The following is a 22,765-nucleotide window of genomic DNA, read 5'->3' on the forward strand; positions in this document are numbered from 1 at the left end:
GCGTCCTCACGTCGGAAGTCTCTTTTCGATTGGTCGGAAAATCTGTGATAAAGACCAAAATGCCATCATGGATGTGTCGCGGTCTTGTCTTCTTTGTGTAATCTTCGATTCAGCCCTGCGCAGCGGTTTCGATGAGCTAACGTTAGGACCGGACGTCTGCGGATGTCCCTTGGATTTCGGCTAAAAACAAACCGGGCTTGAACCCGTCAAGGATGTTTGGCATGCCGCGATTGCATCGAGTTCTTGCTTTGGTCGGACTGTTGTTGCTGAGCCACAGCGTCTGCGCGCAGAAGTTGCGCCTGGTGGCCGATGCCTGGCCCCCTTTCACCGATTCGACCTTGGTCAACGGCGGCCTGGCGACCGATATCGTCACGACGGCCCTGGCGCGGGCGGGCTATGCCAGTGACTTCGAGCAGGTGCCCTGGGCACGGGCGATGCTGGGCATCAGTGAAGGGCGCTACGACGTGCTGGTCAACGCCTGGTACGCCGAAGAACGCACCCATGTGGGTCAGTTCTCGGCCGAGTATTTGCTTAACCGGGTGCGCTTCATCAAGCGCAAGGATGCGGACATCGAGTTCGATAATCTTCAGCAGCTATATGCCTACCCCGTCGCCGTGGTGCGTGGCTACGCCTATGCCAAGGCGTTCGACGAGGACGCGCAGATGCAGAAGATCCCTGTGCACAACTTTGCGATGGCCGTGCGCATGCTGGCTGCCGACCGGGTGAAACTGACCTTGGAAGATGAGTACGTCGCCCGTTACTACCTGGCTCGGGAATCCCCAAAGGTGCGCAACGCCGTGGAGTTCCTGCCCAAGCCCTTGAGCGAAAACAGCCTGCACATATTGGTCAGCCTGAAGAACCCCGAACACGAGCAGATCGTGGCTGGATTCGATCGTGAAATTGCGGCGATGAGGGCGGATGGGAGTTATGAGCGGCTATTGAAGGCGCATGGGATGTAAGACAGCTGTGTGGCGGGTGCTCATTCGCGAGCAGGCTCGCTCCCACAGGCAAACGTACATTTGTTGTGGGAGCGAGCCTGCTCGCGAAGGGGCCGGCCCATCCACTACAGTCTCAAGCCTCGCTGGTGTCCTTGATCAAATGCGCCGCCAACGTGCGCAACGGCCCCAACTGGCGGCAGATCAAGGCCAATTGAGTCTGCACCAGCCGCTGCCCTTCGTCGATTTCGTCGGGCATCTGCTCAAGCTCGCTGGCCAGTGCTTCCTCTTCGTCACTCTGGATGGCAATCGACTGTTTGCTCGCCAGGCCTTGGGCGATTTCATCGATGCTGGACGCCAGTTTTACGCCCGCGCCGTCGATCAGGTATTCGCGCACTTCAGTTGGCAATTCCGTGCCCCGGTGGGCGCCCAGGCCTGACAGGTAGCTGAGCAACGTGTGGGACAACACCAGGAAGCGGAATCCGACGTCGGCCTCCTTACGGAAATGCCCAGGCTCCATCAGCATGTTCGCCAGCGTGGTGGACAGCGCCGCATCGGCGTTATGGGCGTTGCGTCGGGCCAGGCGATAGGCCAGGTCGTCACTTTTTCCGGCCGCGTATTGCTGCATGATCTGGCGCAGGTAGATGCTGTTGCAGGTGAGCGTGTTGGCGAGCACTTTGTTCAGCCGTCGGCCCTGCCAGTCGGGCAGGAACAGGAACACTGCCAGCCCGGCGATCAGGCTGCCTACCAAGGTATCGAATAGCCGTGGCAGCAGCAGGCCGTAGCCGTCGCCGACCTGGTTGAAGCAGAACAGCACCATGATGGTGATTGCCGCGGTCGCCAGGGTGTAGCGGGTGGTGCGGTTGGTAAAGAATATGACTCCGGCGACGATGGCGAAGCACGACTGCACCAGCGGGTTCGGGAACAGATCGAACAATGCCCAGGCCACCGTCAGGCCGATCGCGGTGCCGATGATCCGCTGGCCGAGCTTGCGCCGGGTGGCGCCGTAGTTGGGTTGGCAAACGAACAGTGTGGTAAGGACGATCCAGTAGCCTTGGGACGGGTGGATCAGGTGCACCATGGCGTAGCCCACGCTCAAGGCCAACGGCAATCGCAGCGCGTGACGAAACAGCAGCGAGGTGGGCGTGAGCTGGGTACGCAGGCGTACCCAGACGTCCTTGAGGTTGCGTGGTGAGCGGTCCAGGAGGCTGCTGTCGGTGGCGTCGGCCAACGCGTCGGGATTGCTCGCATCGCTGAGCAGACGGTCCATCGTGCCAAGGTTCACCGACAACGCGCGCAGCGAACGCAGCAAACCGCGCCAGGCCGGGTTGCTCTGGATGCGCAAATGTTCGAGGGACGCGTGCAGGTCGTTCAACGCTTCGGCAAAGCTGTCGTCATAGACGAACGGCTGGCGCAGCTGGATCGACTCCGCCAGAGCCTGGCAGGCCTTGCCCTGCTGGCGCAGCAGGCGCTGGCAGCGGAACAGCACATCGCTGTGAAAGAAGGCTTCGGCCAGCGCGTTATAGGGGTAATGGGAAGAGCTCGCGCGTTCGTGGATGTCCTGGGCGAGAAAATACAGCTTCAGGTAGCGGCTGACTTTCGAGCCGGGTCGGCCGTTGCCGACGCGGTGCAGGATGATTTCCTTGGCGCTGTTGAGCGCGGCGACGACCCGACCGTTCTGCTGGGCCAGTTCCAGGCGTCGCGCCTCGACGTCCAGGTGGCGGATCGGTTCGAGCAACGACGACTTGAGCTTCAGGTAACGCCCCAATTCGCGAAACAGTCGCGCCAGGCTTTGCTGCACGGGCTGGTTGGAAAACAGCGCGTGCCAGAGGACCGAGAGCAGGCCATACCATGCGGCACCGGCCACCAGCAGTGAAGGTTCGTGCCAGAAGTCAGTCACCGCGCCGCCGCGCTGGTCCACGCCGATGACGGTGTAGACCGAGAGAATCAAGGTGGCCGAGGCGATCGCGCCGTAGCGCTCGCCCAAGGCGCCAAGCATGGTCAGGCCAAAGGCAGCCAGGGCCAGGGCGACTATGAACAGGACGGGATAGGGAAACAGCAACTCCACCGACAACGCGGCAACGGTGAAGCACACCAGCGTCACGACCAAGGCGTTGAGGCGGCCTTGCCAACTGTCATCGGTCTCGGCCAGGGCGCTGGCGATGATGCCCAGGAACAGGGGAATCAGCAGCCCCATTTCATCCAGATACCAGCACAGCCCCATGCTGCCGGTCAGGGCGATGAACACCCGCACGCTATAACTGAACTTGTCCAGCGCCCAAAGGCGCCGCAGGGATTGGCTAAACGAGGTCGATGACATGAAGTGCAAGGGCCTGACGGGCAATGACGCTAAATTGAGGCAGTAATGACGCCGATGCAATGGCGGCGATCACATCTGACAGCAAAAAGTGTTCCGGAGGATGAAGGACACTTACACCTCTGTGGCGAGGGGATAAATCCCCTCGCCACAAAAGCAGGCTCAACATGGGGTGGGATCAGACGTACTGCGCCGCCGCATACCCCGAAGCCCAGGCCCACTGGAAGTTGAACCCGCCCAGGTGCCCAGTGACATCCAGCACTTCGCCGATGAAGTACAGCCCGGGGCTTTTCAACGATTCCATGGTCTTGGACGAGACTTCCCGGGTGTCGACGCCACCCAGCGTGACTTCGGCGGTGCGGTAGCCTTCAGTGCCGGCAGGGACGACGTTCCAGCTCGCCAGTTTCTCGGCGATGTCCGCCAGCTCCGCGTGGGTGTATTGCTTCATGGGTTTGGAGGCGAACCAGGTGTCGGCCAGCAGGTTGGCCATTTTCTTGGTGAACAGCTCGCCCAGCAGTGTTTTCAATTCGCTGTTGGGACGTTCGGCCTGTTGCTGCTGCAGCCATTGCGGCACGTCGTGGTCGGGCAAAAGGTTGATCTGCACCGTGTCCCCTGGTTCCCAGAACGAGGAAATCTGTAATATCGCCGGGCCGCTCAGGCCGCGGTGGGTGAACAGGATGTTCTCGCGAAAACTCTGGCCATTGCAGCTCACCAGGCAATCGACCGAGGTGCCCGACAGTTCAGTGCACAGGGTCTTGAGCTGGTCGGTGATGGTGAACGGCACCAGCCCGGCGCGAGTTGGCAGCAACTCATGGCCAAATTGCTTCGCCACCTGATAACCGAAGCCGGTTGCCCCGAGGGTCGGAATCGACAGCCCGCCGGTAGCGATGACCAGGGACTGGCAGGTGAGGGCGCCGAGGGTGGTTTGCAGCAGGTAGCCGCCGTCGGTCTTTTCGATCTGCTCGATCGAGGTGTCCAGGTGCAGGTTGACGCCGGCCTGGTCGCATTCGTCCAGCAGCAGGCCGAGGATGTCGCTGGACTTGTTATCGCAAAACAATTGGCCGAGTTTTTTCTCGTGATAGGGCACGCCGTGCTTGGCCACCAGCGCGATGAAATCCCATTGGGTGTAGCGGGCCAGCGCCGATTTGCAGAAGTGTGGGTTCTGCGAGAGGAAATTGCCCGGCTCGGTGTACATATTGGTGAAATTGCAGCGTCCACCGCCCGACATGCGGATTTTCTTGCCGGCCTTGTTGGCGTGGTCCAGCAGCATCACTTGGCGTCCGCGCGCGGCAGCGGTCAGCGCGCACATCAACCCCGCGGCGCCAGCGCCAATGATCACGACTTCGGTAGAGCGCAAAACGGTGTCCTCTCAGCTTTCCACAATACTGAATGTGGGAGCGAGCTTGCTCGCGATAGCGGTGGTTCAGTCAACATCGAGGTGACAGAACTGACGCCATCGCGAGCAAGCTCGCTCCCACAGTTTGATATCTGTTGGGTTGGCGATCGGTTACAGGATCCGCACCCGCAACGACCGACCCTTGATCTTGCCATCGTTCAGGCGTTGCAGCGCCTGCTTGGCGATCCCGCGTTCCACGGCCACGTAGGCCTGGAAATCGAAGATCGCGATTTTGCCGACCTGGGCGCCGGGAATGCCGGCGTCGCCGGTCAGGGCACCAAGGATGTCGCCGGGACGGACCTTGTCCTTGCGCCCGGCGCCGATGCACAGGGTGCTCATCGCTGGCAGCAACGGGCCGCCACCCTGGGGCTTGAGGTTGTCCAGTTGGTCCCAGCTCAGCGGCGACTTCTGCAGTTGCTCGATAGCCTGGGCGCGGTGGGCTTCGGACGGCGCCACCAGGCTGATGGCGATGCCTTTCTCACCGGCGCGGCCGGTGCGGCCGACGCGGTGGATGTGGATTTCCGAATCCCGGGCCAGTTCGACGTTGATCACCATGTCCAGGGCATCGATGTCCAGGCCGCGGGCCGCCACGTCGGTGGCCACCAGCACCGAAGTGCTGCGGTTGGCGAACATCGCCAGCACCTGGTCGCGGTCGCGTTGTTCAAGGTCGCCGTGCAGGCCGACGGCGGAGATGCCCTTGGACGTCAGGTGATCGACGGTTTCCTGGACCTGCTGCTTGGTGAAGCAGAACGCCACGCAAGAAGCCGGACGGAAATGCGCCAGGACCTTGACCACCGCGTCCATGCGCTCCTCGGGCGAAATCTCGTAGAAACGCTGCTCGATCTGCGCGTCGGAGTGGAACGCCTCGGCCTTCACTTGCTGCGGGTCACGCATGAACTTGGAGGCTAGCTGCTTGATGCCCACCGGGTAGGTGGCGGAGAACAGCAGTGTCTGGCGGCGTTCCGGGGTCTGCTGGATGATGTCTTCAATGGCGTCGTAGAAGCCCATGTCGAGCATGCGATCGGCTTCGTCGAGAATCAGCGTATTGAGGCCGTCGAGCACCAGCGAGCCCTTGCGCAGATGCTGCTGGATGCGCCCCGGCGTGCCGACGATGATGTGAGCGCCGTGTTCGAGGGAGGCGATCTGCGGGCCGAACGACACGCCGCCGCACAGGGTCAGGACCTTGATGTTGTCTTCGGCGCGGGCCAGGCGGCGGATTTCCTTGGCAACCTGGTCGGCCAGCTCGCGGGTCGGGCACATCACCAGGGCCTGGCAGCCGAAATAGCGCGGGTTGATCGGATTCAGCAGGCCGATGCCGAAGGCGGCAGTCTTACCGCTGCCGGTCTTGGCCTGGGCGATCAAGTCCATGCCTTTGAGGATCACCGGCAAGCTTTGCGCCTGGATCGGCGTCATCTGGGCATAACCGAGTGATTCGAGGTTAGCCAGCATGGCGGCGGACAGCGGCAAAGTATTAAAAGCGGTGGCAATGGTGGTCACGGGACTGGCCTGCAAAACAAAATGTCGCGCAGTGTAGCAGCCTCGTGCCACTTTCTTCGAAAGTTCTGGACGAGCTGTGAGGGCCGAACCGCAGAACATGTGGCGGGGATTTATTGTGGCGAGGGGATTTATCCCCGCTGGGCTGCGAAGCAGCCCCTAGGATGGTCACCTTGGTGGATCAGGGAGAGCGCATTCAGCCTTTTTGGGGCTGCTGCGCAACCCAGCGGGGATAAATCCCCTCGCCACAAAAGCTCCCCAATTCCACTGGTCAGTGTTCGATATGCTCATCCGGCCGCTTCTGCCGCCGTCCATCCTGCTTCGACAACTGGGAAAAGATCGTCGCCGCCAGCATCGCCATGATCCCCACCGTCACGAAGGTCAATTGGAACGCGCCCAGCACCGTCTCCACCCCGTCGTTGCCAACCTGGGCCGTGAAGCCGCCAAGCAAGGCTCCGGCGCAAGCCACGCCGAGGCTCAGGGACAGTTGCGCCACCACCGACAACAGGCTGTTGCCACTGCTGGCGCTGGCATCGTCCAGGTCGATCAGGGTCACGGTGTTCATCGCGGTGAATTGTAGCGAGTTGATCGCCCCCAGCACTGCCAGATGCGCCAGCAACAGCCAGTACGGCGTCTGTTCGCTGACCAGCCCCATGCTCGCCAGCATCACGCCCAGGGCGAGGGTATTGGCGGTAAGGACAATGCGATAGCCGAAGCGCTCGATCAATGGCCGGGCGACCGATTTGGCGACCATCGCCGCGGCCGCCAGGGGCAGCATGCTCATCCCGGCCTGGGAGGGCGAATAACCCAAGGCGACTTGCAACAACAACGGCACCAGGAACGGCAGGGCGCCGCTGCCCAGGCGCGCGAACAGGTTGCCGAGGATGCCCACGGCGAAGGTTCGGGTCTTGAACAGCGACGGTGGGAACAGCGCGTTCTCGACGTGCCCGGCCCGCAACCAGTAGGCCGCCAGGCAGGCCATGCCGCCGAACAGCAGCAACATCACCCGCAGGTGCGGCAGGTGCAATTCACCCAGGCCTTCCATGGCAATGGTGATCAGTACCATCGCCGCGCCAAACAGCAAAAAGCCCAGGCCATCGAAGCGCGTGCGCTCGCTGCCGCGCAGGTCCGGGATGAATTTCCACACGGCATAACAGCCGATCACGCCCACCGGCAGGTTGATGATGAAAATCCAGTGCCAGGTCATGTATTCCACCATCCAGCCGCCCATGGTCGGGCCGATCAGCGGGCCGAGCAGGCCGGGAATGGTGATGAAACCCATGATTCGCACCAGCTCCGAGCGTGGATAGGCCCGCAATACCACCAGCCTGCCCACCGGCAGCATCAACGCACCGCCCAGGCCTTGGACGACACGGGCGCCGACCAGCATGCTCAACGAACTGGACAAGGCGCAGAGCAAGGAGCCGAAGCTGAACAACAGGATCGCGCCGAAGAAAATCTTCTTGGTGCCGAAGCGGTCGGCGATCCAGCCTGACGCCGGGATCAACAGCGCCACGGTGAGCATGTAGGCAATGATCACACCCTGCATGCGCAGCGGGTTTTCCGCCAGGTCACTGGCCATGGCGGGCAGGGCAGTGTTGAGGATGGTCCCGTCGAGGGACTGCATGAAAAAGGCAATCGCCACCACCCACGGGAGCCAGCGGGCGGTGACGGCATCGAGGGGAGCGCGGTTGGGCATGGGACCTCTTGTGTGGACAGTGGACATTGACCTGCAGCGAAAGCGCTTTGTGGCGAGGGGATTTATCCCCGCTGGGCTGCGAAGCAGCCCCCGATCTACCAGCCCAGTAAAACAGGCGGAGCCTATTCAAGCTTCTTGGGGTCGCTTCGCAACCCAGCGGGGATAAATCCCCTCGCCACAGGTTCTGTGTTTGCTAACTACAGGGTCAAGGTCAAGCGCTTCACCAACGCCCCCGGCAACAACATCGAGGCCGTGGCCCGTTGGCTGTAGGTGCTGGCCGAAAGCAGAAGTTCCCGCTCCCGGGTCAGCGCTTCGAGGTGCGAGCCCAGCAGGCTGTAGACGCTGTCGTCGAAACGCATGGTACTGACCGGAGCCTGGATCTGGCCGTTCTCGACCCAGAACGTGGCGAAGCGGGTCATGCCGGTCAGGCGCGCCGCGGGTTGGTCCGAGTAGTTCAGGTACCACAGGTTGCTGATGTACAAGCCGGTGCCGAGCTCCTCAAGAATGTGCCGCTGCTCGAGGTGGCCCTCCTTCATGTCCAGCGCCGTGGGGTATTCGTAGCTGCTGGCGCCATTGGCAGTGAGGCCGTATTCGGCGGCGCTGCGGGAGTTGACCAGTCGCGCGTTGGCCGTGCCCTTGGCAATCAGCGTCAGGTCGTCGCGGGGATAACCTTCGTCGGAAAACGCCGGGCTCAAGGAGCCGCTGACCTGCTCGGTCAACCACACGTTGGGACTGAAGTGGGCCTCGCCAGCGTAGAACTTCTGCAGCGGGCTCTGCTTGCTGGCAATCGCCCGTGCGGAAAAACCGCCCCAACTGAGCATGCCCATGATCTCTTCCAGGGCGGCCGGCGCCAGATAAGCGCGGTATTCGCCGGGCGGCAGCGTGCGCAGCGGGCGGCCGAGAAACTCCAGTTGCTCGCGAGCCTGTTCGAAGCGCCGGGCGAATCCCTCGCGGCTCCATTCATGCCCGGCGTAGCTGGCTTTCACTGCCTGGCCGTTCTCATGGAACAGGCTGAAGTCGAAGTTGAAACTGTTGGCCTGGTGCCAGCCGAATGCGCCTGAAGAACTGGCGAAACCGCGGCTGATGGGCCCCGCAGCATAGAACCCGACCAGATCCAGGCCTTCGGCGGCGCGGGTGATTTCAGCGACGGCCTGCTCCGTTTCGGGCAGTGGATGGGCCTGCACGTTGTCGCTGCGCCAGTGATTCTGGTTGAGCAGCAGGTAAGGATCGGCAGGCAACAGCGGCAAGGTTTCGCGCAGTTGCCGTAGCCCTTCGGCCAAGCGTTGCAGGTCGGTCTCGGTGTCACCGGACAAGGTGATCTGCAAATCGGCATGACGGCCGTCGTTGATCAATTTGAAACTGACATTCGCCTGCTGCACCTGGCCGGCCTGGCGGACCTTACCGTGGTTGAAGCGCACGAAGGCCGAAGACTCGGCGGCGTAGCCGAGGGTGAATTGTTCAGGTTCGCGCAGCGCATCGCGTAGCCAATCGACCAACGCCTTGAACGCCCCCGCTTGATTATTGACAGTGCTCATCAGGCGTCTCCCCCAAACACATCGACATGGCTGAACACACAGGCCGGCGACGCATGGCCGACGCGGATGACCTGGTTCGGTTCGCCCTTGCCGCAGTTCGGCGTGCCGAGAACCTGGGACGTGCTCGCATCGCCCACCGCTCTCAGGCTCTTCCAGAATTGCGCGGAGATGCCCCGGTAGTTGGGGTTCTTCACCACATCCTTGAGCTCACCGTTTTCGATCAACTGGCCCCATTCGCAACCGAACTGGAACTTGTTGCGGGCGTCGTCGATGGACCAGGACCGGTTAGTGCGCATCAACACGCCGTGCTCGATGCCCTGGATCAGTTGCTCCAGGGATTGGTCGCCGGGTTCGATGTTCAGGTTCGCCATGCGATCGATGGGGGGGCGGTTCCAACCGCAGGCGCGGCTGTTGGCGACACCGTCGAGGCCAGCGCGGAACTGCGACAGCGCGCCGCCCAATGGACGCAACAGCAGCCCTTCACGAATCAGGAACTGCTTGCTCGCGGCGCTGCCGTCGTCGTCATGGCTGTAGCTCGCCAGTTCCTCGGGAATATCCGGGTCGAAGGTCACGTTCAACAGGCTGGAGCCATATTGCAAGTGGCCGAAATCGCTGGTCTTGACGAAGCTGGTACCGGCGTAATTGCGCTCATCCCCGAGGATGCGGTCCAGTTCCAGCGGATGGCCGATGGACTCGTGGATCTGCAGCATCATCTGGTCGGGCATCAGCAGCAGGTCACGCGGGCCTGCTGGGGTATTCGGCGCCATGAGCAACTGCAGGGCCTGGTCGGCGATTCTCGGGCCGGCGCCGATCAGGCCGCAACGGCTGATCACATCGAAGCCGCCTTGCTGGCCGAAATTTTCCCGGCCCAGGGTGCGGGTCTGGCTGTCGTGGCCGTCGAAGGCGGTGACGTCCAGGGCCGGGTAGATGAAGCGTTGGGCCTGGCGCAACTCAGCGCCGGCACTGTTGAGGTAGATCTGCTCGACCTGGGTCAGGCCGATGCTGGCCTGCCAGTTCACCAGGCGTTCGTCGGTGGGCACCGAAGCCGATTGGTCGCCGAGCAGTTGGTAGCAATCGCTCAGCGGAGGGAAAGCCTGGTCGAAATGCGGCGAGAAGTAGTCGGCACGGTCGCTGGACACCGCTTGCTCGCGCAAGTCGAGCAGCGCATGGGGCTTGAGCCGGCGAGCGTGTTGCTCGGCGCGCTCCAGTGCCGCTTGCAGGCCGGCCTGGGACAGATCGTTGGTGGCCGCGTAGGTCTCGACACCGTTGACCCGCACGGTGAGCATCGCCCCTTCGTCGCGGTCCAAGCTCGGTGGTTCGGCGACGTTCTTGCGCACCGACAGGTGCTGGCCGGACTCACGGACATAACGCAGGGAAAAGAATTCAGCACCCGTGCGCAAGGCAGCAAACCGCTGCTTGAGCTGGGGATGGAAGTCGAACATGAAACCTCCTTGTCTGGAGTGGCGATGCAGCGAGGTGCGGCGCATTGACGCGGTGGCTCTAGAGTAGGCCTGGGGCGGGGGAGGGATCAAGGCAGATGGAGTTTTGCGGTGTGGCAGTCAGAGAAATATGCTGAATGGACTGGCCCCTTCGCGAGCAGGCTCGCTCCCACAGTGGATCTTCAGTGCTCACGAAATCTGCATCCGCCGTGGGGACTTTGTGGGCGCGGGCTTGCTCGCGAAGACGGCGGCACATTCAACATTGATGCAAGCTGACCCACCGCCTTCGCGAGCAAGCCCGCTCCCACAATTGGGATCTTCGGTGGTCACAAAATCCGTGTCCACCACCCAACCCATGTGGGCGCGGGCTTGCTCGCGAAGACGGCGGCACATTCAACATTGATGCAAGCTGACCCACCGCCTTCGCGAGCAAGCCCGCTCCCACAATTGGGATCTTCGGTGGTCACAAAATCCGTGTCCACCACCCAACCCATGTGGGAGCGAGCCTGCTCGCGAAGGCCGCGCCGCGGTCTTGAGTCTTACTGTGCAGCCGTCGCCACTTCACGCACCGGCTTGCCGCGCACCGGCGCATCACCGGCCACGTAGTACGGTGCGGTGCTGCGCGGCAACGGCTTGCGACCACGGATCTTGTCGGCGATTTTCTCGGCCATCATGATCGTCGGCGCATTGAGGTTGCCGGTGGTGATGATCGGCATGATCGAGGCGTCGACCACGCGCAACCCTACCATGCCATGCACGCGGCCTTCGCCGTCTACCACGGCCATGTCGTCGGTGCCCATCTTGCACGAGCAAGACGGGTGGAACGCGGTTTCGGCATGCTCGCGGATGAACTGGTCCAGTTGCTCGTCCGTCTGCACGTCGATGCCCGGGCTGATCTCGCGACCACGGAAGGCATCGAGCGCCGGTTGCTGCATGATCTCGCGGGTCAGGCGGATGCCGTCGCGAAATTCCTGCCAGTCCTGCTCGGTGGCCATGTAGTTGAACAGGATGCTCGGGTGCTGGCGCGGGTCTTTGGACTTGGCCTGGATCCGGCCACGGCTTGGCGAACGCATGGAGCCCATGTGCGCCTGGAAACCATGTTCCTTCACGCCGTTGCTGCCGTTGTAGTTAATCGCCACCGGCAGGAAGTGGTACTGGATGTTCGGCCATTCGAAATCCGGACGAGTACGGATGAAACCACCGGCTTCGAACTGGTTGCTGGCGCCGATGCCGGTGCCGTTGAACAGCCACTCGGCACCGATGGCCGGCTGGTTGTACCAGAGCAACGACGGGTACAGCGAGACCGGTTGGGTGCAAGCGTATTGCAGGTACAACTCCAGGTGATCCTGCAGGTTTTCGCCGACGCCCGGCAGGTCATGGACCACCGGGATGTCGAGATTCTTCAGCAGCTTGGCCGGGCCAACGCCGGAGCGCTGGAGGATCTGCGGCGAGGCAATGGCGCCGGAGCACAGCAGCACTTCCTTGCGCGCCCGAGCTTCGACGCGCTCTTCAGCGGCGCCCACCAGGTAGCGCACGCCGACCGCACGCTTGCCTTCGAACAGGATCTTGTCGGTCAGGGCGTGGGTGACGATGGTCAGTGTCGAGCGCTTCTTGGCGATGTCCAGGTAACCACGGGCGGTACTGGCGCGACGGCCGTTGGGCGTGACGGTACGGTCCATCGGGCCGAAACCTTCCTGCTGATAACCGTTGAGGTCGTCGGTACGCGGGTAACCGGCCTGCACGCCGGCTTCGACCATGGCGTGGAACAACGGGTTGTTACCGGCCTTGGGCGTGGTCACGCTGACCGGGCCGTCGCCGCCGTGGTAGTCGTTCGGGCCGATGTCACGGGTTTCGGCCTTGCGGAAATACGGCAGGCAATCGAGGTAGGTCCAGTCTTCCAGGCCCGGCAGCTTGGCCCAGTTGTCATAGTCCAGGGCGTTGCCGCGGATGTAGCACATGCCGTTGATCAGCGAAGAACCGCCCAGGCCCTTGCCGCGTCCGCACTCCATGCGACGGCCGTTCATGTGCGGCTCCGGGTCGGTTTCATAGGCCCAGTTGTAGCGACGGCCCTGGAGAGGAAATGCCAGGGCGGCGGGCATTTGCGTACGGAAGTCGAGGCGATAGTCCGGGCCGCCGGCTTCGAGCAGCAGGACGGTGACGCCTTCGTCTTCGGTCAGGCGGGTGGCCAGGGTGTTACCGGCCGAGCCGGCACCGATGATGATGTAATCGAATTCTTGGGACATGAAATGCACCCTCTTTTTGAGTTGGGTTCAGGTCGCGGTCATCGAGTGCCACATTCTCTGTGGCGAGGGAGCTTGCTCCCGCTCGGCTGCGCAGCAGTCGCAAAAAGGGCGACCATGTTCTGTCTGGAAAACTCAGGGGCCTGAAGTGGGGCCGCTTCGCGGCCCAGCGGGAGCAAGCTCCCTCGCCACAGAAGCCTCACCTCAGGTGCCGTGTCCGATCAGAACACCGACGTGTAATCGCCCATCTCGACCTGCACCGACTTGATGCGGGTGAAGTTGTTCAGCGAGCTGATCCCGTTCTCCCGGCCCACGCCCGATTGCTTGTAGCCACCGACCGGCATTTCCGCCGCCGATTCGCCCCAGGCGTTGATCCAGCAGATGCCGGCTTCGAGCTGGTGAATCACGCGGTGGGCGCGGTTGAGGTCGCGGGTGACGACGCCAGCCGCCAGGCCGAAGTCGGTGTCGTTGGCGCGGCGGATCACTTCTTCTTCGGTTTCATAGGTGAGGATGCTCATCACCGGGCCGAAAATTTCTTCACGCACGATGGTCATGTCATCGGTGCAGTCGGTGAACACGGTCGGGGCGACGAACGCGCCCTTGGCGAATTCGCCTTCCGTCAGGCGACCGCCGCCGCACAGCAAGCGCGCGCCTTCGGCTTTGCCTTTGTCGATGTAGCCCAACACGCTTTCCATGTGGGCGAAGCTCACCAGCGGGCCGAAGTTGGTGTTTTCGTCTTCAGGGTTACCGACGCGGATGCGCGCCACGCGCTCGACAATCTTGGCTTCGAACGCCGCTTTGAGGTGGCTCGGCACGAACACGCGGGTGCCGTTGGTGCAGACCTGGCCGGAGCTGTAGAAGTTGGCCATCATCGCGGTGTCGGCGGCGCGGTCCAGGTCAGCGTCGTCGAAGATGATCAGCGGCGACTTGCCGCCCAGTTCCATGGTCACGTCCTTGAGCGACGAGCTCGAGGCGCTGGCCATGACTTTCTTGCCGGTGTCGGTGCCGCCGGTGAAGGAGATTTTCTCGATGCGCGGGTGCTCGGTCAGCCAGGTGCCGACTTCGCGACCGCTGCCGGTCAGCACGTTGAACACGCCCGCTGGAACGCCGGCCTCGGTGTAGATCTCGGCCAGTTTCAGGGTGGTCAGCGAGGTGACTTCGCTTGGCTTGAAGATCATCGCGTTACCGGCGGCCAGGGCCGGGGCGGATTTCCACAGGGCGATCTGGATCGGGTAGTTCCACGCGCCGATACCGGCGACCACGCCCAGGGGCTCGCGACGGGTGTAGATGAAGGAAGTGGTGCGTAGCGGAACCTGCTCGCCTTCGATGGCGGGCACGAGGCCGGCATAGTATTCCAGCACGTCGGCGCCGGTGACGATGTCGACGTATTTGGTTTCGGAGAACGATTTGCCGGTGTCCAGGGTTTCCAGGGCGGCCAGCTCATCGTTGCGCTCGCGCAGGATGTCCACGGCGCGGCGCAGGATGCGCGAGCGTTGCATGGCGGTCATGGCGGCCCAGACTTTCTGGCCTTTTTCGGCGCTGGCCACGGCACGCTCGACGTCCTCGAACGTTGCGCGCTGCACCAAGGCGAGCACTTCACCGTTGGCCGGGTTGATGGCTTCGAAGGTGGCGTCGCCGCTGGCATCGCTGTACGCGCCATCGATGTAGAGTTTTTGCAGTTCGAAACGGGCCATAAAGTCCTCGCAAGTGCATAAGTGGTTGGCTGAGCACCGAGCGTGTCGTTCATAGCTGACTACGCGCTGCGGTGGCGGTTCAGGTGGCGAGCGATTCTGTGTGCTCTGGCATTCCTGACTTGGCCAGTTGGAAATCCATGTATTCGTAAGCGATCTGGTGTGCCTGGGCGGTATCGAATGCGTCTCCCGACAGTGCCCCGCGCAGCCACAAACCGTCAATCAGCGCGGCCAGGCCCCGTGCCGCGCTGCGCGCCTGGTCAACAGGCAACACGCGGCGGAACTGGCAACACAGGTTGGAATACAGACGGTGATCGTTGATCCGCTGCAACCTGTGCAATGACGGGTGATGCATGCTGGTGGCCCAGAAGGCCAACCAGGTTTTCATCGCCGGACCGTTGACCTGGCTGGCGTCGAAGTTGCCTTCGATGATCACCTTCAGGTGAGCTCGCGGGCTCGAATCCGTCAGCGCTTGGCGACGCGCGGTGACGTTCTCGCTCAGGACACTCATCAGGTACTGGGCCGTCGCCGCGATCAGGCCATTCTTGTCCTGAAAGTAGTGACTGATGATGCCGTTCGAAACACCGGCCAAACGGGCGATCAGCGCAATGCTGGCGTCCCCCATTCCGACCTGATCGACCGCCTGCAAGGTGGCTTCGATCAATTGCTGGCGGCGGATGGGTTGCATACCGACCTTGGGCATCTGCAAATCTCCTTGGGCCATCGGGCGGACGAGTTCGGTCCGCCTTCATGAGGGCCAGTCTATTTTGTTTTGATTGAACGTTCAATCAACAAAGAATAAGCTCTGCGACAATTCGTCGCGATTTACCGAAATTTCCTACGCGTAAATGGCGCGGAAGCGAGACATCAAGGACCCAAGACCCGCGCATGACGGGGGCGAGGGCTCCAAGGGTGTCTTTATAACACCCGCCGGTCGGCTGCCCACTCACCGATTGGTCGGGTATCGCGTTGCCTTGTCCTTCTCTCGCACTGCCTGGAGCATCCGTGCAATGAGTTCTGCCTTGCTAATAAAGACCCCACCGCAAAAGGTGACGGTCAACGGTTGGGTGTTCTACACCTCCACCGCGCTGATCCTGCTGCTCACCGCCATATTGATCATTGCGCCACAGGAGGCCGGCCGGTTGCTCGGCATTGCCCAGGCGTGGCTGTCCCGCAGCTTCGGCTGGTACTACATGGTGGTGATCGCCGCCTACCTGGTGTTCGTGGTGGGCCTGGCGCTTTCCTCCTACGGCAAACTCAAGCTGGGCAGCAAGCACGACACGCCGGACTTCAGCTACGGCGCCTGGGCCGGGATGCTGTTTTCGTCGGGCATTGGCATTTCCTTGTTGTACTTCGGTGCGTCCGAGCCGCTGGATCATTTCTTCAACCCGCCCGAAGGCGTGGCCGGCAGCCAGATGGCCGCGCGCCAGGCCGTGCAGTTGACGTTCTTGCACTGGGGCCTGCATGGCTGGGCGATCTATGCCCTGGTGGGCCTGGCCGTGGCATATTTCGCCTACCGGCACAACCAACCGCTGGCGCTGCGCTCGGCCTTGTATCCATTGGTGGGCGAGCGCTGGGTCAAGGGCGCGGCGGGTCATGCCGTAGACGGTTTCGGCATGTTCGTCACGTTGCTGGGGCTGGTGACCAACCTGGGGATCGGTTCGCTGCAAGTCGCGTCCGGGCTGGAAAACCTGTTCGGCATCGAGCACAGCAACACCAACCTGCTGATCGTGATCATCGTGATGAGCACCGTGGCGACCATCGCCGCTGTCTCGGGCGTGGAAAACGGCATTCGCCGGCTGTCCAACCTGAACATCGTGTTGTTCAGCGGCTTGCTGATCTTCGTGTTGTTGTTCGGTCCGACCCTGCACCTGCTCAACGGTTTCGTGCAGAACGTCGGTGACTACCTCAACGGCGTGATTCTCAAGACGTTCGACCTGTATGTGTATGTCGACGACAGCGCCAAGTCCGACCGCTGGCTGGGTCTGTGGACCCTGTTCTACTGGGCCTGGTGGATTTCCTGGGCGCCTTTCGTCGGCATGTTCATCGCGCGGATTTCCCGTGGGCGTACTGTGCGCGAACTGGTGGCGGGCGTGTTGCTGATTCCCCTGGGCTTTACATTGGCGTGGCTGTCGATCTTCGGTAACTCGGCCCTGGACCTGGTGATGAATCAAGGGGCGGTGGAACTGGGCAAGACGGCGCTGACGCAGCCGTCCATGTCGATCTATCAGTTGCTGGAGTTTTACCCGGCCTCGAAAGTCGTGATCGGCGTGTCGATCTTCGTCGGTTTCGTGTTGTTCCTGACCCCGGCCGACTCCGGCGCGGTGATGATGGCGAACCTTTCGTGCAAGGGCGGCAGTGTCGATGAAGATGCACCGCACTGGTTGCGGATTTTCTGGTCGGTGGTCATCACGCTGGTAACCGTTGGCCTGTTGTTCGCCGGTAACTTCGAGGCGATGCAGACCATGGTGGTGCTGGCTGGGCTGCCGTTCTCGGTGGTGCTGGTGGTCTTCATGTTCGGGCTGCACAAGGCCATGCGCCAGGATGTGCAGGCTGAGCAGGAGCGGGCGGAGTTGGCGGCGCTGGGCCGGGTCTTTAGCTGACCCGTTCGATAGTTGTGAACACTGTTGTGGCGAGGGGATTTATCCCCGCTGGAGTGCGCAGCGCTCCCAAAGCCATTGGGGCTGCTGCGCAACCCAGCGGGGATAAATCCCCTCGCCACAAGAGCATTCCAATTCTTGTTTCTGCGCAGACAAAAACGCCGCGATCATCTCGCGGCGTTTTTGTGTGCGTGGGGCTTAGCCCAGGTTCTTGCCGAGCAGCGCGTGGTACAGCTCGCTGTCACCGAGGATGCCGACGACTTTCTGGTTGTCATGCAGCACCAGCTTGTTGCCGGTCTGGTAGCGGATCTGCAAGGCATCGCGCATGCCGATGTTCGAATCCACCAGCGTCGGGCGGCGGCCCAGGCCTTCGACGGCTTGGCCCGGCGCCCAGTTCTGCAAGTCCAGCGCGGCGCCGTTCTGCCGGGCGCCCTTGATGGTATTGCCTTCGGCCAGGTCGAGCCAGGAGTCACCGCCCGGATCCAGGCACACCGAACCGTTGATGCGCTTGCAGTTGTCCAGGGTACGCATCAGGCTGCGGCCGCAGAGCACGTTGAGCGGGTTGGTGTGGGCGACGAACGTACGCACGTAATCGTCCGCCGGGTTCAGCACAATCTCTTCCGGCTTGCTGTACTGGATGATCCGGCCGTCTTTCATGATCGCGATACGGCTGCCCAGTTTCAGGGCTTCGTCGAGGTCGTGGCTGACGAACACGATGGTCTTGCTCAGCTTGCGCTGCAGCTCCAGCAGTTCGTCTTGCAGGCCTTGGCGGATCAGCGGGTCGAGGGCCGAGAACGGTTCGTCCATCAACAGGATATCGGCGTCCATCGCCAGGGCGCGGGCCAGGCCGACCCGTTGCTGCATGCCGCCGGACAGTTCGTCGGGCTTCTTGTTGCGCCACTGGGTCAGGCCCACCAGCTCAAGCTTCTCATCCACCAGCTTCTTGCGTTCCTTCTCCGGTCGGCCCTGCATTTCCAGGCCGAAGCTGATGTTCTCGCGCACCGTCAGCCAAGGCATCAGGGCGAACTTCTGGAACACCATGGCGATGCGTTTGGTGCGCATCATCTTCAGTTCGGCGGGGGTGCAGGAGGCGATGTCGATCTGCCGGCCTTCGTGCTCGACGAACAATTTGCCGCGACTCACCGTGTTCAAGCCGTTGATGCAACGCAGCAGGCTGGATTTGCCGGAGCCGGACAGGCCCATCAGCACACAGATCTCGCCTTTTTCGATGTCGAGGCTGGCCTTTTCCACACCGACGATCTGCCCGGTCTTCTTCAGGATTTCGTTGCGGGTCATGCCCTTGTCGAGCAGCTTGAGGGCTTCGCGTGGATCTTTGGCAAAGATCACGTCGACCTCTTCGAAGCGGATTATGCTCATGCGTCACCCCCTACTTTGGCGTCGGGTTGTTTGCAGATTCGGTCGAGCATGATCGCCAGCAATACGATCGCCAGGCCGGCTTCGAAGCCCAGGGCGATATCAGCGGTGTTCAGTGCGTTGACCACAGGTTTGCCCAGGCCGTCGGCACCCACCAGTGCCGCGATTACCACCATCGACAACGACAGCATGATGCACTGGGTGATACCGGCCGCGATGCTTGGCATTGCGTGGGGCAGTTCGATGCGCGACAGCAGTTGGCGACGGGAACAGCCGAAGGCTTTGCCGGCGTCCATCAGTTCTTCCGGAACGTCGCGGATGCCCAGGTAGGTCAGGCGGATGGGGGCGGCAATCGCGAACACCACCGTGGAGATCAAGCCTGGGACCACACCCAGACCGAAGAGAGTCAGGGTAGGAATGAGGTAGACGAAGGTCGGTACGGTCTGCATCAGATCGAGTACGGGACGCATCAGGGTGTAGAACATCGGCTTGTGCGCGGCAACAATGCCCAGCGGCACGCCGATCAGCACGCAGACCAGGGTCGCGAACAGCACCTGGGCGAGGGTTTCCATGGTCTCTTGCCAGTAACCCAGGTTGAGGATCAGCAAGAAGGACGCGATGACGAAAACGGTCAGGCCCCATTTGCGCTGGATGAAGTGCGCCAGTAGCGCAATGAGGCCGATCAGGGCCAGGGGGTTGAACCAGGTCAGCGCAAACGTCACGCCGTGAATCATCGTTTCCAGGAACAGCGCGATTGCGTCGAAAGTGTTGGCGCCGTTTTGCGTCAACCATTCGACAAAGCCCGCGATGTACTGGCCCAAGGGTATTTTCTGATCAATAAGCATGGTAGTGAACGTCCGCATGCAAGGAATAAACAGCCCGGGCGAGCGAACCCGCCCGGCATAAACAAGTTACAGACCGAGCTTGCCTTTCACGGCCTCCAGGCCAGGTTTACCGTCAATGGTGGTGACGCCAGCGAGCCAGGTATCGAGCACCTGTGGATTTTTCTTCAGCCAGGCCTTGGCGGCGGCCTCGGGTTTCATCTTGTCGTCGAGCACGTTGCCCATCAGCGTGCTTTCCATGTCGACGGTGAACTCCAGGTTTTTCAACAGCTGGCCAACGTTGCTGCATTCCTGGCTGTAGCCTTTGCGGGTGTTGGTCGCCACGGTAGCGGCACCGAAGTCGGGGCCGAAGAAGTCGTCGCCGCCGGTCAGGTACTGGATTTTGAAGCGGGTATTCATCGGATGCGGCGCCCAGCCGAGGAACACCACGTCAGTCCCGCGCTTGGAGGCGCGGTCGACCTGGGAGAGCATGCCGGCCTCACTCGACTCGACGACCTTGAAGCCCGCGTCCTTCAGGCCGAAGGCGTTCTTCTCGATCATGCTCTGGATCAGGCGGTTGCCGTCGTTGCCCGGTTCGATCCCGTAGATCTTGCCGTCGAGCTCTTTCTTGAATTTAGGGATGTCGGCGAAATCGTGCAGGCCTTTGTCATACAAGGCCTGGGGAACGGCGAGGGTGTATTTGGCACCCTTGAGGTTGGTGCGCACGGTTTCCACGGTGCCGGCTTCGCGATAGGCCTTGATGTCGTTTTCCATGGTCGGCATCCAGTTGCCGAGGAACACGTCCATGTTCTTGCCATCGGCCAGGGACTTGTAGGTCACCGGCACCGAAATCATCGTGGTCTTGGTCTTGTAGCCGAGGGCATCGAGCACCACGCTGGTGGTGGCGGTGGTTACGGTGATGTCGGTCCAGCCGACATCGGAGAAGTTGACGGTGCTGCATTGAGCGGGCTCTGCAGCGTTGGCCAGCATTGGAAGACTCAGCATGGCGGCCAACAACAACGGCTTGGAACCTTTCATGGGTGGACTCCTGGTGTTTTATTGGCAGTGTCCGGTCGGGACAACCGCGCTTTTTTGCTTTTTTTAAGTTGCGGTTGGTGGCGCGTGAGCACGCTTTGTGACACGCGGCCTTGCAAACGAGCCGTAACCGATCATGTACCAGTGCAAATCCGACGCCTACAGGGTGAGTCGTATCCAGTACAGGGAGGGTCGCATCCAGTGTTGGTGACGTCGTTTACAGATTTTTTCGGCCCTCGGCTGGCTTCTGACACGCAAAAAAACGTCGTAAAACCCGGGCGACAAGGACGCGGCGCTGGTGGGCATGATTGCGTCGGTGTCAGACGTCGAAAGCCCATTCAAAAGCCGGATGATGCGGCCATCCCGGCGTTGAGCGTAGCAGCTCCGCCACCGGGCGCTCCTGCGCCCGGATGTGACCGTTCTGGAGATTCAAGGCAATGGCAATCAGCGTATTCGACCTGTTCAAGATTGGTATCGGCCCATCCAGTTCCCACACCGTGGGGCCGATGCGCGCCGCGGCGCTGTTTCTTGAAGCGTTGCGCGCGAAGTCGCTGCTGCACGAGGTGCGCCGGGTCGAGGTGCAGCTGTTCGGTTCGCTGTCGGCCACCGGCATTGGCCACGGCAGCGATACCGCCACGATCATGGGCTTGATGGGCGAATGGCCCGACTCGATCGACCCGTCGCAGATCGGCACGCGCATCGAGCTGCTGCGCGAGACCGAGACCCTGTTGCTCGATGGTCGCCTGCCGGTGCCTTTCGTCTGGTCCCGGGACATGCGCCTGCTCGACGAAAACCTGCCGTTCCACCCCAACGCGATGACGCTGGTAGCCGAGGGCGACAACGGCGAGCTGCACCGCGATACCTATTATTCGGTCGGCGGCGGATTCGTCGTCGACCAGGCCCAGGCTTCCAGCGGCGTGATGGACCTGGACACCACCGAGTTGCCCTACGACTTTTCCAGCGCCGAGGAGTTGCTCGGGCTGTGCCGCACGCACAATTTGCGGGTGGCTGAATTGATGATGGCCAACGAGAAAGTCTGGCGTTCGGAAGAGGAGATTCGCAGCGGCCTGATGAAACTCTGGCGGGCCATGCAGAGCTGCGTGGAGCAGGGCCTCAAGCATGAAGGCCTCTTGCCGGGCGGCTTGAATGTACGTCGGCGGGCGGCCAAATTGCACCGCAGCCTGCAAGAATTGAACAAACCAAACGTGATCGGCTCGACCCTGAGCGCCATGGAGTGGGTCAACCTGTTCGCCCTGGCAGTCAACGAGGAAAACGCCGCCGGTGGGCGCATGGTCACGGCGCCGACCAATGGCGCGGCGGGAATCATTCCGGCGGTGCTGCATTACTTCATGAAGTTCAGCGAGGCGGTCACCGACGCCAACGTCGTGGATTATTTCCTCGGCGCGGCGGCGGTTGGGATCCTGTGCAAGAAAAACGCCTCGATCTCGGGCGCCGAAGTGGGCTGCCAGGGTGAGGTCGGCTCGGCCTGCGCCATGGCGGCGGCGGGCCTGGCGGAAATCCTCGGGGCCTCGCCGGAGCAACTGTGCAACGCGGCGGAAATCGGCCTGGAACACAACCTCGGCCTGACCTGCGATCCGGTGGGCGGCCTGGTCCAGGTGCCGTGCATCGAGCGCAACGCGATCGCTGCGGTAAAAGCCATCAACGCAGCACAAATGGCCTTGCGCGGTGACGGCCAGCATTTCATTTCCCTGGACCGAGTGATCCGCACCATGCGCGATACCGGCGCCGACATGCACGACAAATATAAAGAGACATCGCGGGGCGGGCTGGCGGTCAGTGCGGTGGAGTGTTGATTTTGTGGCGAGGGGATTTATCCCCGTTGGGGCGCGAAGCGGCCCCCTTCGATTTCTTGTGCATCGCGGTGTCTGGATTCAGGGCTGCTCCGCAGCCCAGCGGGGCGGTGCGACGTTTCGCTAAATCCCCTCGCCACAAAAGATTGTAAAACCGCTCGTAAAATGAACACCCGCTCGCAAATGCGCCACCTTTTAGCGCGTCGCAAACAGATAAGGCGTGACTTGTCGGTCACGCCCTCGGACGCCGCGCTACCGTCCGTCCCCGCGCTTGCGGTGACAACCATCGCGCAAACGGCGCAGCCCAGTTACCACAAGTGCTACCGATCTGCTCACAGCCCGCTGTGGTAGGCGCCTGCGGCCCTTGATGGCACTTAT

The 22,765-nt window shown here is 62.0% G+C and carries 15 protein-coding genes; 3 read left to right on the top strand and 12 right to left on the bottom strand.

Annotated features, from left to right (window positions below):
- Positions 1-221: 221 nt before the first annotated feature.
- Positions 222-959, top strand: a complete 738-nt coding sequence (locus AB4N42_RS05415; protein WP_198796851.1) for a substrate-binding periplasmic protein — start codon at positions 222-224, stop codon at positions 957-959.
- A gap of 112 nt (positions 960-1,071) precedes the next feature.
- Here the strand turns inward: AB4N42_RS05415 and yccS are convergent, their stop codons facing one another.
- From yccS to betI, 9 genes are all read right to left on the bottom strand, one after another.
- Positions 1,072-3,255: a YccS family putative transporter gene (yccS, locus tag AB4N42_RS05420; protein ID WP_030137844.1), complete on the bottom strand. Its 2,184-nt coding sequence runs from the start codon at positions 3,253-3,255 to the stop codon at positions 1,072-1,074.
- Positions 3,256-3,430: 175 nt separating this feature from the next.
- Positions 3,431-4,609: a BaiN/RdsA family NAD(P)/FAD-dependent oxidoreductase gene (locus AB4N42_RS05425; protein WP_460115941.1), complete on the bottom strand. Its 1,179-nt coding sequence runs from the start codon at positions 4,607-4,609 to the stop codon at positions 3,431-3,433.
- Positions 4,610-4,759: 150 nt separating this feature from the next.
- Positions 4,760-6,097 (bottom strand): ATP-dependent RNA helicase DbpA, encoded by a 1,338-nt coding sequence (dbpA, locus tag AB4N42_RS05430; RefSeq protein ID WP_236010329.1) that lies wholly within the window; start codon positions 6,095-6,097, stop codon positions 4,760-4,762.
- A gap of 316 nt (positions 6,098-6,413) precedes the next feature.
- Positions 6,414-7,841 (bottom strand): multidrug transporter subunit MdtD, encoded by a 1,428-nt coding sequence (gene mdtD / locus AB4N42_RS05435; protein WP_460115942.1) that lies wholly within the window; start codon positions 7,839-7,841, stop codon positions 6,414-6,416.
- A gap of 197 nt (positions 7,842-8,038) precedes the next feature.
- Positions 8,039-9,376, bottom strand: coding sequence for a TldD/PmbA family protein (locus AB4N42_RS05440; protein WP_030137840.1), 1,338 nt, complete (start codon positions 9,374-9,376; stop codon positions 8,039-8,041).
- Positions 9,376-10,818 (bottom strand): TldD/PmbA family protein, encoded by a 1,443-nt coding sequence (locus AB4N42_RS05445; RefSeq protein WP_460115943.1) that lies wholly within the window; start codon positions 10,816-10,818, stop codon positions 9,376-9,378. Before AB4N42_RS05445 ends, AB4N42_RS05440 begins: the two co-directional genes overlap by 1 nt.
- 536 nt (positions 10,819-11,354) lie before the next feature.
- Positions 11,355-13,058, bottom strand: a complete 1,704-nt coding sequence (betA, locus tag AB4N42_RS05450; RefSeq protein WP_258648443.1) for a choline dehydrogenase — start codon at positions 13,056-13,058, stop codon at positions 11,355-11,357.
- A 218-nt stretch (positions 13,059-13,276) separates the two neighbouring features.
- The gene (betB, locus tag AB4N42_RS05455; RefSeq protein ID WP_460115944.1) at positions 13,277-14,749 is read right to left on the bottom strand and encodes a betaine-aldehyde dehydrogenase; all 1,473 of its coding nucleotides are present in this window, start codon (positions 14,747-14,749) and stop codon (positions 13,277-13,279) included.
- A gap of 79 nt (positions 14,750-14,828) precedes the next feature.
- Positions 14,829-15,449, bottom strand: a complete 621-nt coding sequence (gene betI, locus AB4N42_RS05460) for a transcriptional regulator BetI (RefSeq protein WP_030137836.1) — start codon at positions 15,447-15,449, stop codon at positions 14,829-14,831.
- Between the two features lie 364 nt (positions 15,450-15,813).
- Here betI and AB4N42_RS05465 point away from each other — a divergent pair, with 364 nt between their 5' ends.
- Positions 15,814-17,349, top strand: coding sequence for a BCCT family transporter (locus AB4N42_RS05465; RefSeq protein WP_187293291.1), 1,536 nt, complete (start codon positions 15,814-15,816; stop codon positions 17,347-17,349).
- 195 nt (positions 17,350-17,544) lie between these two features.
- Here the strand turns inward: AB4N42_RS05465 and choV are convergent, their stop codons facing one another.
- From choV to AB4N42_RS05480, 3 genes are all read right to left on the bottom strand, one after another.
- Positions 17,545-18,723, bottom strand: coding sequence for a choline ABC transporter ATP-binding protein (gene choV / locus AB4N42_RS05470; RefSeq protein ID WP_030137834.1), 1,179 nt, complete (start codon positions 18,721-18,723; stop codon positions 17,545-17,547).
- Positions 18,720-19,565, bottom strand: a complete 846-nt coding sequence (gene choW / locus AB4N42_RS05475; RefSeq protein WP_030137833.1) for a choline ABC transporter permease subunit — start codon at positions 19,563-19,565, stop codon at positions 18,720-18,722. Before choW ends, choV begins: the two co-directional genes overlap by 4 nt.
- Before the next feature lie 66 nt (positions 19,566-19,631).
- Positions 19,632-20,579 (bottom strand): choline ABC transporter substrate-binding protein, encoded by a 948-nt coding sequence (locus AB4N42_RS05480; RefSeq protein WP_030137832.1) that lies wholly within the window; start codon positions 20,577-20,579, stop codon positions 19,632-19,634.
- A 434-nt stretch (positions 20,580-21,013) separates the two neighbouring features.
- Between AB4N42_RS05480 and AB4N42_RS05485 the strand changes: the two genes are divergently transcribed.
- Positions 21,014-22,390, top strand: a complete 1,377-nt coding sequence (locus tag AB4N42_RS05485; protein WP_460115945.1) for an L-serine ammonia-lyase — start codon at positions 21,014-21,016, stop codon at positions 22,388-22,390.
- Positions 22,391-22,765: the final 375 nt, after the last annotated feature.

The sequence above is a fragment of the Pseudomonas sp. H2_D02 genome, assembly GCF_054677635.1.

Coding starts and splice junctions, on each gene's coding strand:
- AB4N42_RS05415 (WP_198796851.1), top strand. CDS start 222: ATGCCGCGATTGCATCGAGTTCTTGCTTTGGTCGGACTGTTGTTGCTG.
- yccS (WP_030137844.1), bottom strand. CDS start 3,255: ATGTCATCGACCTCGTTTAGCCAATCCCTGCGGCGCCTTTGGGCGCTG.
- dbpA (WP_236010329.1), bottom strand. CDS start 6,097: ATGCTGGCTAACCTCGAATCACTCGGTTATGCCCAGATGACGCCGATC.
- mdtD (WP_460115942.1), bottom strand. CDS start 7,841: ATGCCCAACCGCGCTCCCCTCGATGCCGTCACCGCCCGCTGGCTCCCG.
- AB4N42_RS05440 (WP_030137840.1), bottom strand. CDS start 9,376: ATGAGCACTGTCAATAATCAAGCGGGGGCGTTCAAGGCGTTGGTCGAT.
- AB4N42_RS05445 (WP_460115943.1), bottom strand. CDS start 10,818: ATGTTCGACTTCCATCCCCAGCTCAAGCAGCGGTTTGCTGCCTTGCGC.
- betA (WP_258648443.1), bottom strand. CDS start 13,058: ATGTCCCAAGAATTCGATTACATCATCATCGGTGCCGGCTCGGCCGGT.
- betB (WP_460115944.1), bottom strand. CDS start 14,749: ATGGCCCGTTTCGAACTGCAAAAACTCTACATCGATGGCGCGTACAGC.
- betI (WP_030137836.1), bottom strand. CDS start 15,449: ATGCCCAAGGTCGGTATGCAACCCATCCGCCGCCAGCAATTGATCGAA.
- choV (WP_030137834.1), bottom strand. CDS start 18,723: ATGAGCATAATCCGCTTCGAAGAGGTCGACGTGATCTTTGCCAAAGAT.
- choW (WP_030137833.1), bottom strand. CDS start 19,565: ATGCTTATTGATCAGAAAATACCCTTGGGCCAGTACATCGCGGGCTTT.
- AB4N42_RS05480 (WP_030137832.1), bottom strand. CDS start 20,579: ATGAAAGGTTCCAAGCCGTTGTTGTTGGCCGCCATGCTGAGTCTTCCA.
- AB4N42_RS05485 (WP_460115945.1), top strand. CDS start 21,014: ATGGCAATCAGCGTATTCGACCTGTTCAAGATTGGTATCGGCCCATCC.